The following is a 15,100-nucleotide window of genomic DNA, read 5'->3' as shown; positions in this document are numbered from 1 at the left end:
TACTCGCACCTCACCGGTTCATCACGATGGAATCTGAAACCACCGCCACTCTTCTCACCCCTCCCGGCCGCGGCGCGCTCGCAACAATCAGAGTTCGCGGACCACAAGCCTGGCAAATCACCAACGCTTGTCTGACTAAGCCGATCGAATTGGCCGACTCTGCAGTGATGCGGCCGTGGCTGCGCGAATTCCGTAGCGCTCAGGGCGCAGGCGAGGAACTGGTTGTTTGTTTTTCGAGCGAATGCGAAGCCCGCATTCACTGTCACGGTGGCACCGCGGCGTGCGAGGCCGTGCTGAAAGCTTTGGAAGAACAAGGCGCGCAGCGGGAACAAGGAACTCTTGCCGAGCCGAATGCGGATGCGCGAAACGCGCTGGCCGGCGCACTTAGCGAAAAAACAGCCCTGATCCTGCTCGATCAACTCCAGGGAGCCTGGGGCAAAGAAATTCAAACCATCATCGACCTGATTCAGCGATCAGAGCACACAGACGCTCGTGCCCGCGTCGAAGCCTTACTCTCGCGAGTGCCACTCGGCCAACATCTGACCCAACCCTGGCAGGTTGTCCTTGCCGGCCGACCGAACGCCGGCAAAAGCAATTTGCTGAACGCTCTGCTCGGCTTTCAGCGATCCATCACGAGTCCTGAACCGGGTACCACACGCGATGTCGTCACGGCCCGCACCGCATTCGACGGCTGGCCGGTAGAACTGCGCGACACGGCAGGCTTGCGAACAACAACCGACGCGATCGAAGTCGCCGGCGTGGAACTCGCCGAGCGTGAACTCAGGGCGGCTGATTTGGTTCTCTTCCTGATCCCGTCGACTGACTCTTTTTCTGAAGCTGCCGTACAGTTGCAGACCATTCGCGAACTTCGTGGTGATCGGCCGCTGATCGTGGTTAGCACGAAGAGCGATCTGCCCACGCAAACTCCAATTGGAAATGCAATCGCGGTTTCCGCAGTCTCAGGAGTCGGCTTGGCGGAACTTGCCGCCGCGATCGTACACCGCTTGATTGGTGCTCCGCCCCAACCCGACGAGGCAGTTCCCTTCCTGCCAGAACATGCAGCTGCGCTGACGAACGCGCGGGATGCTCTCGACGCGGGATCGCCGCAATTGGTCTTATTCAGCCTGAACGAAATTCGCTGATCGAAGCGAAGAACGGGGCTCGGACAAAATCACTCTTTGATGATCAGCCACGCTGGCAAGCGCGATACTTTGCCGCTGCGATCCACGCAGGCAACCGTCGTGCGTCCCTTTGCAATGAGTGCTTCGCCGCGGCGGATTTCGTAGCGATGCTGGATCCGCGCACCCTTGGCGCGCTCGGTGAAGGTGGTGAGCTGCAGCAAATCATCGAATTCGGCGCCGAGGAAATATTCGATGTGAACTTCGGCGACGACGAGCAACACGCCGGACGCTTCGAGCTCTTTGTAGCTGTGCCCCATCGCGCGGAGGAGTTCGACGCGGCCAAGCTCGAACCACTTGAGATAATTGGCGTGATGGACGCGTCCCTGGCCGTCGGTTTCTTGATAGCGAACGCGGATTTCGGTGGTGTGCTGCGTAATCATTGCCCGGATTTTAGCACTGATCGGCAAAACGAAAACGCCCCGGAAGCTTCAGCTTCCAGGGCGTTCCTGTCATAGCCCACGGCGTAAGCCAGGGCTTGGGAAGCGAAGTCAGCCGTAGCTTACTTCACCGCTTCTTCCGCCGCCGCCCGCAGTTCCGCGTTGGAATCCTCGAACGCATGCTTGATCAAGAAGTCGGCCCCTTCGCCGCCGAGTTCTTTTGCCGCGCGAACAACCGCAGCGCGACAATCCTTGTCTTCCTTCTTGTAAGCCACCGCGATCACCGGCCAGGCGTCGGCTTTGCGCTTGGTCGCATGCTTCACCGCCGTGGCCGCGTTTTTGCCCGAAGCCGATTTGGCGGCAGCATACAGAATCAACAAGCCATCGTCGCCGGCGGTCTTGTCGCCAAGATCGAGAACCCGCTCAGCGAACTTCTCGTCATCCTTGTGGGAATCGGCGAGTGTTGCCAGGAGCATCATCCGCTGCTGGAACGTCAGATCGAGGCCGATTAGCGTTCCCAGCAACTCATCGTCGGCGTTCTTTGCCATGGCGAGAAAGAGGATTAGCTTGTCGTTATTCGCAAGCTTGTTGAGTTCCAGTGCGAGGAAGCCGCGATCTTTGTTATTCAGCGATTCGAAACTCAACGCTATGGCTGGATAACCGGCTTCGCCCTTGGCAAGGACTTGCTGCAACGCAAGTCGGCGGACTGCTTCGTGCGGGGAGTCCTTTGCGATACGGCCGAGTGCGAGGAGCTGCTCGTCCTGGCTGGCCAACTTGCCGAGGTCCTTAACGATTTCGAGCTGCGCTTTTTCATCGTTGCCGAGGAAGATCTTGGCTTTTTCTTTTAGGTCATCGCTGAGCTGCGTTGGATCTTCCGCCAGTTTATTCAGGTCGGCAACTTTCGTCTCAATCGAGCTCTTGAGTTCTTCGCCCCGCTTCTTCAAATCGGCGAGGCTGTCTTTGATTTCACCGAGCCGGCCGTCGAGCACGGCAATGCGATCTTTCACGGCAAGGAGCGCAGCCGGCGGATCGGCGGCACGCGCGACCAATTCGATCCGCACCAGCGGCAACACAGCCGCACCCGCGATGACCGCGGCAAACACGAGCTTGTTCATAAACGAATCCCGAAGTTGAGGAGAAACTAAACGACGTACACGCACCAGCAGCGGATGAGCGTGCGCGCATTGCCCAACCGCTGAATGTGTCCAAGAAGGAGGTTGAAGCTCGACGAGCCGGAGCAAGGCCTGCAAATACTCAGTCCGCCGCTGCGGCGAAGCGGCCGCGGCATCGAGATCGCAGAGCCATTCGCCCGCTTGCTGAAAGTGCGAGACCGCCCACCAGGCCGCTGGATTGAACCACTGCGGCAAAGCGAGCAGATACATCAGCCAGTTCTTCCAAACATCGCCACGACGATAGTGCGACAACTCATGGCGAACGATGGCTTCTTGCTCGGCGAGCGAACACGCCGACCAAAATCGTCGTGGAATCCATAGTTCATAACCGCGGGGCAACAAGCAGAGCATCGGGCCGAGCACAGTGGTCAGCTTGAGCGGCAGTGACTGCGGTCCGGATGTTTGCCGAAGCAGCGATTGCCATGTTGCTCGCTCGTCGTCAGTGAGCGGGGGCTGGGAGCGAGCGATGCGCCAGTAACGCAGGTAATTGGCGGCGAAGACGACGAAGCTGGCGAGCATTCCCATAAACCACAAACAACCAACAGTAGCGACCGCCACGATTTTCAATCGAGAAAACGTGAACCAGCGTGCGGCGGCAGCCAACACCCGATTGCGGCGAATGATCGGTTGCAGCCGGCAGCGCGATCGACGATTTTCCTGGCAGCGAGAAATCCGGCGAACCTGCTGTTAGTTGGGTTGTCTTCGTAACGATCGGCGGATCGTACCAAGGAATTGCAATCACCAGCGGCGCGATCAGCCAGCCTTGCAGCAGAATCAGCACACAGGCCCAGCGATGAAATACGGGATGACGGATATTCAGCAACCAGAGCGCGGCGCGCATCACCAGCATCATGCCGGCGACCATTACCGCAGTGCGAAACAGAGTAGGAAGAAGTGTTTCCGAGAGGATGTTCATTTCTTCCCCTCCGGTGGATTTCGTTTTGCCTTTTCCGCGGCAGCGATCAGCCGTTTCATTTCGGCGAGGTCTTCGCTGGTCAGCGTGGGATCCTGGATCAACTGCGCGAACAACGGTACGGCCCCGCTGACCTTTTCCAAGAGCAAATCGAGTAGTGGCCCGCTTACTTCCTCCGGCGCGATGGCTGCCTGGTATTTCGCCGGGCGGTCCGTTGTCTTGGTGACGACCTCTTTCATGACGAGACGTTCGAGTCGCGTCTGCACCGTGGTGTAGCCGATCTTTTCGCCGCGACGCACGATCTCGGCATGGGCTTCGGCGAGCGTGCTGGCCCCGAGGTCCCAAAGCAGGCGGAGGATGCTCATTTCACCAGAAGCGAAGTGTTCAGTCGGTTTCGGCCGTGCCATTTTGGTGCGGATGCAAAAAGAAAAACGGTTTACTACAGCTGTCGTAAGGCATGTTACGACTGGTGTAGTAAACCGTCAAGAGCGAGCCGCAGAACTATTTTTCGCGATGCTTGCTAGGCGCTTTCGGCCCGGAAGTGCTGAGTATCGTCTTCATCTTCCTCCAACTCGGCGTCTTCGTCTTCAGAAACTTCGTCGAATTCCGAGTCGGCCTCTTCCTCTTCGGCGAAGGCATCTTCCTCGTCGCCGCCATTCATGTCGAGCGTATCCGATTCCTCGGCAGTTTCATCGTCGAGCGATTCCTCTTCCTCGGCTTCTTCCTTCTCTTCATGCACAACGGAAACGACGCGCTTCTTCGAGGCTGGGGGCTTTGGTTTCGCATCTTCTCCCGCGGAAGCAGCGGGGAGAACTTTATTCGAGCGTTTCCCTTCTGCCTTCTTGCGTGGCGCGGGTGCTTCTTCCTCGCCGCCGCCGGCTTGCATCGCTTCCCAATCGGCGACAGTCATTAGAATCTCGCGGGCCTGGCTGCCGTTGTATTGGCCGACAATGCCATCCTCGGCCATGAAGTCGATCAAGCGCGCCGCGCGGCCGTAACCGATTCCCAAGGCTCGTTGCAACAGCGAGACGCTGCCGCGTTGTTCACGCACGACGAGGTCGACTGCCGATTCGTACAGCTCGTCGCGTTTCTTAAGTTGGCCGGGCTTGGTGGGCTCAGCGCCTTCTTCTTCCTTGACCTTGATATTGACGAGTTCATGCACGAAGTTCTGCTTGGTCTTGCTGCAGTGGGCGACGACGGAGTTGATTTCGTCGTCCGAAGCCCACGTACCCTGACCACGGAGCAACGTGCTCGTGCCTGGTCCGAGGAAGAGCATGTCACCCTTGCCGAGGAGTTTGTCGGCTCCCATTTCGTCGAGAATGACGCGGCTATCGGTACGGCTGGTCACTTGAAACGCGATGCGAGACGGCAAGTTCGATTTGATGAGACCGGTGATGACGTCGACCGTCGGACGTTGCGTGGCGAGGATCAGGTGAATACCGACCGCGCGGGATTTTTGCGCGAGACGAATGATGTGTGTCTCGACTTCCTTGCCCGCGGTCATCATCAGTTCGGCAAACTCGTCGGCGACAATCACGATCGATGGCAGCTGCAAGGGAATGCTTTGGCGTTCTTCGTCGTTCTCGGGCTGTAGACGATCCATCAACTCTTCTTCGCCGAGCTGGTTGTAGCTGCTGAGGTGACGCACACCTGCGCGAGCCAGCAGCGTGTAGCGCTCTTCCATCTTCTCTACTGCCCAAGCCAGGATTGCTTCGGCTTTGCGCATGTCGGTGACGACGGGATGCATCAAGTGCGGCAACCGACCGTAACCGCTGAGTTCGACCATCTTCGGGTCGATCATCAGCATTCGCACTTCGTCGGGAGCGCGGGTCATGAGAATCGATGTGATGATCGTATTCAAGCAAACCGACTTACCGGTACCGGTACGACCCGCGATGAGCAAGTGCGGCAACGCCGCGAGATCGGCGACTAGCGCGTTGCCGCTCACATCCTTGCCGAGGTACAGCGGGATTGCCATCTTCTTGACCTTCGGCAGCGCAGCAGACTCTTCGATGACGTCGCGCAGACACACCACTTGTCGCTGGTCGTCCGCGTTGGGAACCTCAATGCCGACGGAGTTTTTGCCAGGAATGGGGGCAACGATGCGCACACTTGGTACGCGGAGCGCGATCGCCAGGTCGTCGGCCAGATTCGTGATCTTCGAGAGACGCAGGCCAGCCTCCAGTTCGACCTCGAACTGGGCGATCACGGGACCAGTCTCGATTTCGACGACCTTCACATTGAAGCCGAAATCGGCGAATGTCCGTTCCAGAATTTTCGCAATGCGGCGGACTTCCGTCGCTTGCTTGTCGTAGTCGATGTCTTGGCCGTATTGCAGCAATTCAATGCTGGGAAGTTGATACTCTTCGTCACCGAGCGGATTCGCTTCATTGATGTTCAGTTTCTCGCGCTCACTCTGCTCCTTCCGCTTGTCTGCGGAATTTCGCACCTTCAGATCGGCAGCAGCCGGCGTAGGAGCAACTGCCGCCGCTGGCGCAGCGGCCGGTTTGCTGGGCAGCTTGATGGGAAGCGGAGCATCCTCTTCGTCTTCGGAAACTTCAGCGGCAACCTTCTTCGAATTTGCCTTCGTCGCGGCGGGCTTGGCAAATTCCTGCGGTTCCTCTTCGAGAACGATCTTGTTCTTCCCCTTCACCTTGAGCGGCGAAGGAGCATTTTCAGGAACCGACGAATCCAGGTCGCTGCGGGTCCGCTTCGCCTTGCCGGTCGCGGCATCGATTTCTCCAGACTCCGCATTGCCGAAGATCCAGCGGTTGCGCTGCTGTGCGACTTCGGCTACACCGCGAGCGACTTGCACCACGGCATCATCGGTGCAGAGAATCAGACCGCCGATGGTGATGCTGGTCATCAGAATCACACCGCCAGCCATGGCGAAGTGCGCTTCCACAATCGCTTTGCCAAGCGCGCCGACATAACCGCCGGCGCCGATCACTGGTCCCGGCGATACGCCCGGGAGCAGCAACGCGATGAGCGTCGTCGCGCCCGCCAGGGAAAGAAACCAACCGATGGCACGCAGTAACGGCCGGTCGATTTGTTGCCGCCGCAGCATTTGATAATCGATCAGTCCGAGCGTGGCGACCAGGTAATACGAGCCGTAGCCGAACGTCGTAAACAGCAAGTTCGACGCCAGCGCGCCCCAAAAGCCGCAGGCGTTGTGAATCGTACTGCTCGGCGGCAGCGCGAGCGGATCGGCGTTGACGAGCAAGTTGACCGGCGGCGGCAGCGGCCCAACGGGATCGTGGGGATGATACGTCAGCAGCGCGCACGTCAAGAAAATGATCGCCGCCACCAGCGCGAGCGCGGCCAGATCCAATCGAAGATTTCGCTGCTCAAGCATGACGCGCGGGGTCGCAACCATCTTCGGCTGCGTGCGGTGGCCAACGAAGTGCTTGGGCGCGTCCATGCCCACGACACCTGTTTTCGCTGCTAGTGCGCAGGTTTAGGGTGTCTCTGATTACATCGACGCAACACCGCAGCCGCATTCAAGATTCGCCCCCGTCGCTGAACAAGCAGCATTGCTGGCAGGGCTTCGCGCGCTGGTGGTAACGGATATGACGACCGTGCGGCTTACTTCAGCACCTGCTGCATCACGTGGTGCTCGGTCACGCCGGTCAATCGCTGATCGAGACCGTTGTAGAGATAGGAGAGTCGCTCGTGATCGAAACCCATCAGTCGGAGAATCGTCGCGTGCAAATCGGAGACGTGACAACGATCGCTCACGCCCTCAAAGCCGAGTTCATCGGTCGCGCCCACGGCTTGGCCGCCGCGCACACCGGCGCCGGCGAGCCACATCGAAAAGCCAAGCCAGTTGTGATCGCGGCCTGGTTTGCCGACACCTTCGCTGGTCGGCGTGCGACCAAATTCGCCGCCCCAGATGAGCAGCGTTTCATCCCACAAGCCGCGACGTTTCAGATCGGTCATCAGTGCGGCAATCGGCTGATCGGTTTCGCCGGCGTGCGTCTTATGATTCGTGATGCAATCGTTGTGGCCGTCCCAAGTCGCTTCGATGTGTCCACCACCGGAATACAGTTGAATGAACCGCACACCTTTTTCGATCAACCGCCGTGTGATCAGGCATTTGCGGCCAAAATCGGCGGTGACCGGATTGTTCATGCCGTACATCTCGAGCGTCTGCCGATCCTCTTTGTTCAAATCGACGGCCTCGGCTGCTTCGGTTTGCATGCGATAGGCCAGTTCATACGACAGAATGCGGGCCGCGAGTTCGGAGTCTTGCGGTCGCGTCGCAGCTTGTTGCGAATTCAGCTCTTTCAACAGATCGAGCGACTTTCTCTGCCCTTCGGGCGAAACTCCAGCGGGAGTGGCGAGATCGAGAAGCGGCGATTCACCGCTGCGGAAGAGTGTTCCCTGAAAGCGCGCCGGCATGTACCCGGCACCCCAATTGGGAGCGCCGCCGATCGGCCCGCCGCGCGGATCGGTCATGACAACAAAGCTCGGTAAGCTGTCGTTGAGCGAGCCGAGCCCGTAGCTCAGCCACGAACCGAGGCTTGGCCGACCGGTGAGCGGACTGCCGCTGTTGAGTTGCAAGCAGCCGGAGGAATGAGCGGCTGTGTCGGTGTACATCGCCCGCAGCACACACAACTCATCGGCATGCTTCGCCGTGTGCGGAAACAGGTCGCTGATCTCGAGACCACTCTCGCCGTGCTTTCTAAAGCGGAACGGACTCTTCATCAATTTGCCGACAGCGCGGCCGTTTGAGCCAACTTTGGTCTTGCCGGCGTACGCGGTGCCGTCGTACTTGTCGAGCGCAGCTTTGGGATCAAACGTATCGACCTGACTCGGCGCACCGTTCATGAACAGGAAGACACAATGCTTGGCCTTTGTTTTGAAGTGCGTTTGTCCCGGTACATACGAATGCTCACTCGCCGCGGCAGATTTTCCAAAGAAGCCTTCACGGCCGAGCAAATCCACGAGTGGCAACGCGAGAAAGCCGCCTCCGAGTTCCCACAAAAACCCACGGCGCGATCGGCCACAGGAAGTCGGATTCGCAATCACTCGCTGGAGAGAAGCGGTCATGCGGGCACTCAGTTGGGGTAAACAAACTCGTTGAGGTTCAGGATGACGCGACACATTTGGACGAGGTGCTCGCGCAACGGACGATCGCTTTGAAGAAAGTCCTTCAACGAGTTCATTTCTTGTTTGGTTGGATCGCGGCCGACTGCCAAGCGAAACGCAAGCGTGATTTGTTGGTTCGCATCGTCACCACCTTCGCGAATCAAACGATCCGCGAATTGTTCCGCCTGTCGATTGGTGAACTCACCATTGAAGAGCGTGAGCGCCTGCGGCGCGACGCTGGTGATCGCGCGGCGCTCGGTGGATTGCGTCGTATCGCAAAAATCGAGCGTCTCAAGCATCGGCACCAGGAGTGTACGCTTCACGTAGCCATAAACCGTGCGACGGTCAATCTTCGGCTCGGTGTCGGCTTTCCAGGCCGACTGTTTGTCGGTGTGGGCTTCGATCGCCGAGGCGGGAATCGGCAGAAAGACAGCCGGGCCGTGCATCTGTCGGTTGAGATTGCCTGCCGTCGCGAGCATCGAATCGCGAATGGCTTCGACATCGAGTCGACGGTAGGGATATCGCCAAAGAAGCTGATTTTCAGGATCGGCCCCTTCGGCTGCTTCGCGCGGCGCGGAGGATTGGCGATACGTTTGACTCGTAAGGATCAGGCGACGCAGATCTTTCGTCGACCACTGGCCATCGTGTTGAAACCAATGAGCGAGTGAATCGAGCAACTCAGGATGTGTTGGCCGCGCGCCTTTCTCGCCGAAGTCGCTGGCCGTGGCAACCAAGCCGCGGCCGAAGTGTTGTTGCCAGATGCGATTGACGTAGACGCGCGATGTCAGCGGATTGTCGTGCGCGATGAGCCAGTTGGTGAGCGCGAGTCGTCGCCCAGATGTCGGTTGGGATGTTTGTGGAAAGAGTGGCCGCTGTCCGGTGAGCACGGCGGGGACGCGCGGCTGCATCACCGGGCCAGGATTGCTCGCCCGGCCAGAGAGAAGCAAATGCGTCGTCGGCAGCGGCGAGCCATCTTCAAAGAGGCGATAGATCCGTGGCAAATCAAGCGTCTGCGCTCGAAGTTCCTGTTGCGTTGCCTGCCGCTGAGCGACTTGTCGTGCGAAATCTACTGGCTTCTCGCGCTGCAGCTTGTCGATTTGCTTCTGCAACTCGGTGATTGCTGCATTGCGGGATTTTTCTGCGGTGATCTGCTCGGGCGTCCCTTCGGGACGGTCACGATCGTCCCGTCCTTGATTAGGCCGCTTCAATGGTGCGAGGATTGCGGCCAAGCTGTAGTAGTCGACCATCGTGAGCGGATCAAACTTGTGGTTGTGGCAGCGGGCACAACCGAGCGTCAACCCGAGAAATGTTTGCGACGTCGTTCGCAGCATGTCGTCCATTTCATCGGCACGGTACTGCGGCAACTCGAGCGGATCGACTTCATCCTGCCAGGTACCGAGGGCGTGAAAGCCCAGTGCGATGTGGGTTTCGAGAGTTGGATCCGCTAGTTCATCGCCGGCTAGTTGCTCCAGCACGAAGCGGTCGTATGGCTTGTCGCGATTGAACGCATCAATGATGTAATCGCGATACTTCCAGACGCTTGGCTTGCTACCGTCGCGCTCGTAACCGTTTGAATCTGCGTAGCGCACGAGATCGAGCCACGGCCGCGCGGTTCGCTCGCCGTAAGCGGGATCGCTGAGGAGGCGATCGAGCAATTGCTCGTAAGCATCTGGCGCGCGATCGTTCAGAAACTCTTCCTGCTCGATCAACGTCGGGGGTAGTCCGCGCAAATCGAGCGAAACACGTCGCAGCAAATCACGTGGTGCGGCTGGCGGCGATATGGCCAGTTGATTCGCCGCCAACTTCTCAGCGACGAAGTGATCAAGAAAAGTTGCCGCACGAACATCGGGTGAAGTAGGCAACGGATAGCGTGTGATCGGCTGAAACGACCAGAATTGCCGGGCTTTCGTCAGATCAACGCTCTTTTCGTGAACACCGAGTTCGCGATCTTTGGGCCATGTAGCGCCGGCGTTGATCCAAGTGCGAAGTGTCGCGATTTGCTCGGCAGATAAGGGCTTGGATTCTTTCGATTCGCGCGGCGGCATTTCTCCGCTGGTAATTCGCTCGAGCAGCAGACTCTTGGATGGATCACCAGCAACAACTGCGGCCCCTTGTTCACCGCCAGCAAGCAACCCAGCGGCTGTCACCAGATTCAAGCCACCACTTTTCTTGTTCGGCTGATGACACTCCAGGCAATGGTTTACCAGAATCGGCGCGACATCGCGTTCAAAATCGGGAGCATCGGCGGCGAACAGCGGCGCGGCAGGCGTGACGATAAGTAGAAACGTGATGATCGACCGAAGCAGCGTCACGTGGGTTCGACCTCGACGGCAATCGTCCGCAAAACTTGGAGGAAGCGTTCGATCTCTTGCTCGGTATTGTAATAGTGGACCGAGGCTCGTACGACATGTTCGAGTTGCCGCTGCTGCATATCGAGCAGTGTGAACCTCTGTGGCGAGACGCTGACGTTGATCTGCTGGCGGGCGAGACGCTTCTTCACATCGTTCCCGCTCACGCCGGCCAAACAAAAACTGACAATGCCGCAGCGCTGCCGGCCGAGGTCGAGAACCGTTGCGCCGGCGACTTGCTTCAAGCCGTCGCGCAGCTTCGTGGCCAGTAGCTGAATGCGTTCCGCAATGGTTTCGAGTCCCCAAGCCAGTGCATATTCGACCGCCGCGGCCAAGCCGAGTTTGCCGGCGAGATTCATTTCCCAGTTCTCAAAACGTCGGGCATCGGGACGAATGACGTACTGATCGTGCGCTGTCCAAGTTGCGGAATGCAAATCGAGAAACGGCGGCTCGAGTTGCTGACAGACTTCGCGACGTACGTAGAGAATGCCTGTGCCGCGCGGCCCGCGCAGGAACTTTCTCCCCGTCGCCGAGAGAAAATCACAGCCAATCTTTTGCACATCGACGGGCAATTGACCGACGGACTGACAGGCATCGAGCAGATAAAGAATCCCTGCCGAACGGGCAATCGCGCCGATCTCGGCTGCGGGATTCACCAAGCCACCATTCGTCGGCACATGCGTGATCGCGATCAGTTTCACGCGCTCATCGAGCATCGCTTTCAATTGCTCAACGCAAATCTGGCCGTGATCGTCGTTGGGAATGACGTCGACTTTCGCGCCCGTTTTGCGTGCGACTTGTAAGTAAGCAATGTAATTACTCGCATACTCCGCCTGCGCGGTGAGAATGCGGTCGCCGGGCTGAAAGGGAATGGCATAGAACGCCATGTCCCAGGCTCGCGTCGCGTTTTCGACGAAGGCAATTTCGTCACGGCCGCAGTTGAGCAGCTGCGCGGTCACATCGTAGAAACGCTCGAGGCGAGCGTCTTCCTGAGCGGCAGCTTCATAGCCGCCGATGCGGGCTTCAAGTTCCAGATGATCGAGCATGGCCTCGATTACGGGCTCGGGCATCAACGACGAGCCGGCATTGTTGAAATGCAAGACCTGGTTGCAGCCGGGAGTCTCGCTGCGGGCGCGCTTGAGTTGGTTTGGTTTCATGGAGCGGTCGGGGTTACTTCTTCAGTTCCTTCGACATCTCCAAAAGCGCGCTGAGCATCTTGTCCGACGCCGTGGGTTCCAACCGATTCGTGCCGATCCAGGTTTCGTAGCCGCCGAGACGGAAATGCCGCGGCGATGGCAGATAGCCGAAGTAGCCGTGGGCGAGCGAGACCATGAAGGCCGGTTGCTGCTCGCTGCGGCTTTTGAATTCCAGACCGATCTCGCAGAAGACTTCGCAGGGCATGGTGCCGATCACCACATCGCCGATGCGCAGGACTTGCAGCGGCAGGTTGGTCTTTTCTTCTTTAATTTCGGCGAGCCGCTGCGTTCGCTCGGCGTAGATGAACGACAAATCCTGCTTGCTCTTTGGGCCGGCCGCTGTAGTTTCCGTAGCCCACTTCAGTTGCTCTGCCGTGGGCTTGCGCCAGGCGATTGGCAACTCGCGATAAGCAGCGGCAAGAGAAATGTCATTTCGATATTTGAGATTGGCGAGAGCGCCTTCGATCTTGGCAGCGACGTCGTGAGCGACGTACTTCATTTGCTCATACGGCTTCTTCGCCGGTCGCGGAGTGCGGAAGTTGATGTTGTTGATGTCGCCACTCGTCCCATTGGCGAGGAGAGCGACAAACGGCGGCCGATCGACGGCAATGTCGGCGGGTTCATCCTTGGTCAGCAGTTGCTTTAGCTGTTCGCAACAAACGCCGTAATAATCGGCCGAAATATCAGCCTTGCCGACGCCACCGACGTAATGGAGCGAATAGGTCGCAAACAAGGACAGGTGCCGCCCTTCGGCATCCTTCACCGAGAAAAAAGAAATCGTCGGATCGGTCGGCCCGGCGGGTTCGACCAGATTGGCGTTGCCAGTCGGCGGGTTCATCTTCACTTGATCGACCTCGCCGAAGGGATTCACCGGCGCGGTGCCGGGTTTCATGTGCCAACGGCGATTGAAGACATGCTCGGGGACGTCTACTTTGCCGAAAGCAATTTGTGCTGGCCTGAGATTGTGAATCGCGCGCGCCACGCCGTCGGCAATTCGCTGCGCGACGAACTTTTGATAGTCATCAGGCGTTTGGTCCGGTTGAAATCTCTTCTGTCCCAGCACGCTGCTCGCCGAGTGCGTGTGCGTCGCGCTGATGAGGACATTCGCCGCTGGGATCTTTGATTTTTGCTCGATCATCTTCCGAGCTTCGTCGCTAACCACGCGGTGAATGCCGAGCAAATCGCAGACAACAATCGCGAGCTTCGTTTTGCCGTCGTCGAGAACCAGGCAGCGGGCGTGCAGCTCGTCATGGATCTGCTCGGACGGATAGGGCACAAAGCCACCGACGATCTCAAGCCCCAGCGGCGGCGTGATGTTGCTCGTTGCGGCGCCGGCTTGAAAAGTGTCGGCAGCGAACGCGGGAGTGGTGAAGAGGAGAGCGAGAAGCAAAGAAGCGAATTTCATGGATTGGATTCCGTCGAATGCCAACCGCCTCTCACTTGCTGCGGGCGTGGCTCTTTGGTCGGTTTGCCTCTCGCTAATGTGACTGATACGATGCGCCCCGCCAAGTACTTTTCCCTGCACCGCGAGCGATTCGCATGGCAAACAAATTCTCCTTTACGCGGCGTGACTTTTTTGCGACGAGTGCGGTGGCCTGCCTGGCGAGTGGCGGTTCACTGCTCGCTCAAGAACCACCGCGCAAGAAACTCGCCGTCGTCACCACGGTTTGGCGAAATCGCTCACACGCCTGGCACATGGCTGAGAGATTTCTAGTGGGATATCCCAAAGAAGGGAAATGGCACCGGCCGCCGCTGGATGTGGTTGCTGCGTATGTCGATCAGCGGCCTGATGGTGATCTGAGCAAGAAACGGAGCGAGGAGTTCAAGTTCCCGCTCTATCCGACGATCGCCGAAACTCTGCGCTGTGGCGGCAAGGAAATGGCCGTCGATGCGGTGCTGATCATCGGCGAGCATGGCGACTATGAGAAGAGTGAGTTCGGTCAGACGAAATATCCTCGCTATGAATTCTTCAAGCAGGTGGCACAGGTCTTCCGTGAGGAGAAGCGATCGTTGCCGGTGTTCAACGACAAGCATCTGTCGTGGAATTGGGATTGGGCTCGCGAAATGTATGATACGGCACGGGAGCTGAAGATTCCTTTCTGCGCTGGCTCGTCTTTGCCCGTAACCTGGCGGATGCCATCGATCGAGATGCCGCACGATGCCGCGGTCGAAGAGATGCTCTGCGTCGCGTTTGGCGGCGTCGACAGTTATGACTTTCATGCCCTCGAAGTCATTCAATGCATGGCCGAGCGCCGTCGCGGCGGCGAAACCGGCGTCGCCGCAGTGCAAGGTTTGCGCGGCGATGCGGTCTGGAAGGCTTTTGCGGCTGAAGGTTGGAAGAATGGAGGCTTTGATTCGCGATTGTTCGAAGCGTGCCTCTCACGTTGCCAGACGCTTGCGCAGCTCGAAAACAACAGCCATCGCTATCCGACGGCGGAGCAGATTCGCGCGCTCGTGAAAGATCCCGTCGCGTATCGGATCGAGTACCGTGACGGCACGCACGCGACCATGCTTCTGCTGAACGGCCTGGTCACCGACTTTACCTTTGCCGCGCGCTTGAAAGATCAGGCCGAGCCGTTGTCGACGTTATTCTATCTGCCGCCCACGCCGAACGTGACTTATTCGGCTGGCCTGATGGCACAAGCCGAGGCGACATTCTTGACCGGTAAGTCACCAACGCCGATCGAACGGACTTTGCTAACTACCGGGCTCGTCGAAGCCGGTGTTCGTTCGCTCGGCAAAGAGCAGCAACGGCTGGAGACTCCGCATTTGTCTTTTGCTTATCGAGCGCCGCAGGAATCGCAGTTCCTGCGGACGTGAAG

11 protein-coding genes are annotated in these 15,100 nt (G+C 58.5%); 2 read left to right on the top strand and 9 right to left on the bottom strand.

Annotated features, from left to right (window positions below):
• Nucleotides 1–26: 26 nt before the first annotated feature.
• Complete coding sequence (locus M9Q49_RS10100; RefSeq protein ID WP_254508610.1) at nucleotides 27–1,142, top strand: GTPase; 1,116 nt, start codon at nucleotides 27–29, stop codon at nucleotides 1,140–1,142.
• A gap of 29 nt (nucleotides 1,143–1,171) precedes the next feature.
• On the opposite strand, the gene M9Q49_RS10095 is transcribed toward M9Q49_RS10100, so the two are convergent.
• The 9 genes from M9Q49_RS10095 to M9Q49_RS10055 all read right to left on the bottom strand — a co-directional run bounded on the left by M9Q49_RS10095 (nucleotide 1,172) and on the right by M9Q49_RS10055 (nucleotide 13,683).
• Nucleotides 1,172–1,561, bottom strand: a complete 390-nt coding sequence (locus M9Q49_RS10095; RefSeq protein WP_254508609.1) for an acyl-CoA thioesterase — start codon at nucleotides 1,559–1,561, stop codon at nucleotides 1,172–1,174.
• A 119-nt stretch (nucleotides 1,562–1,680) separates the two neighbouring features.
• Nucleotides 1,681–3,249 (bottom strand): M56 family metallopeptidase, encoded by a 1,569-nt coding sequence (locus M9Q49_RS10090; protein ID WP_254508608.1) that lies wholly within the window; start codon nucleotides 3,247–3,249, stop codon nucleotides 1,681–1,683.
• The gene (locus tag M9Q49_RS10085) at nucleotides 3,170–3,646 is read right to left on the bottom strand and encodes a hypothetical protein (protein ID WP_254508607.1); all 477 of its coding nucleotides are present in this window, start codon (nucleotides 3,644–3,646) and stop codon (nucleotides 3,170–3,172) included. Before M9Q49_RS10085 ends, M9Q49_RS10090 begins: the two co-directional genes overlap by 80 nt.
• The gene (locus tag M9Q49_RS10080; RefSeq protein ID WP_254508606.1) at nucleotides 3,643–4,008 is read right to left on the bottom strand and encodes a BlaI/MecI/CopY family transcriptional regulator; all 366 of its coding nucleotides are present in this window, start codon (nucleotides 4,006–4,008) and stop codon (nucleotides 3,643–3,645) included. The genes M9Q49_RS10085 and M9Q49_RS10080 overlap by 4 nt, the downstream gene beginning before the upstream one ends.
• A 155-nt stretch (nucleotides 4,009–4,163) precedes the next feature.
• A complete protein-coding gene (locus M9Q49_RS10075) occupies nucleotides 4,164–7,064 on the bottom strand; it encodes a DNA translocase FtsK (protein ID WP_254508605.1) in 2,901 nt (966 codons plus the stop codon).
• 164 nt (nucleotides 7,065–7,228) lie between these two features.
• Nucleotides 7,229–8,695 carry a DUF1501 domain-containing protein gene (locus M9Q49_RS10070; RefSeq protein WP_254508604.1) on the bottom strand — a complete coding sequence of 489 codons (1,467 nt, stop codon included), beginning with the start codon at nucleotides 8,693–8,695 and terminating at the stop codon, nucleotides 7,229–7,231.
• 8 nt (nucleotides 8,696–8,703) lie between these two features.
• Nucleotides 8,704–11,046, bottom strand: coding sequence for a PSD1 and planctomycete cytochrome C domain-containing protein (locus tag M9Q49_RS10065; protein ID WP_254508602.1), 2,343 nt, complete (start codon nucleotides 11,044–11,046; stop codon nucleotides 8,704–8,706).
• Nucleotides 11,043–12,239 (bottom strand): aminotransferase class V-fold PLP-dependent enzyme, encoded by a 1,197-nt coding sequence (locus M9Q49_RS10060; protein ID WP_254508601.1) that lies wholly within the window; start codon nucleotides 12,237–12,239, stop codon nucleotides 11,043–11,045. The genes M9Q49_RS10065 and M9Q49_RS10060 overlap by 4 nt, the downstream gene beginning before the upstream one ends.
• A gap of 13 nt (nucleotides 12,240–12,252) precedes the next feature.
• Entirely contained in the window at nucleotides 12,253–13,683 is a 1,431-nt protein-coding gene (locus tag M9Q49_RS10055) for a neutral/alkaline non-lysosomal ceramidase N-terminal domain-containing protein (protein WP_254508600.1), read from the bottom strand.
• Between the two features lie 134 nt (nucleotides 13,684–13,817).
• On the opposite strand from M9Q49_RS10055, the gene M9Q49_RS10050 reads away from it, so the two are divergent.
• Nucleotides 13,818–15,098 (top strand): hypothetical protein, encoded by a 1,281-nt coding sequence (locus M9Q49_RS10050; protein WP_254508599.1) that lies wholly within the window; start codon nucleotides 13,818–13,820, stop codon nucleotides 15,096–15,098.
• Nucleotides 15,099–15,100 lie beyond the last annotated feature (2 nt).

Origin of the sequence: Anatilimnocola floriformis (genome assembly GCF_024256385.1) — a bacterium.
Lineage (GTDB): Bacteria > Planctomycetota > Planctomycetia > Pirellulales > Pirellulaceae > Anatilimnocola > Anatilimnocola floriformis.
The sequence above is the reverse complement of the archived record's forward strand: the minus strand, read 5'-3'. Positions and strand labels throughout refer to the sequence as shown.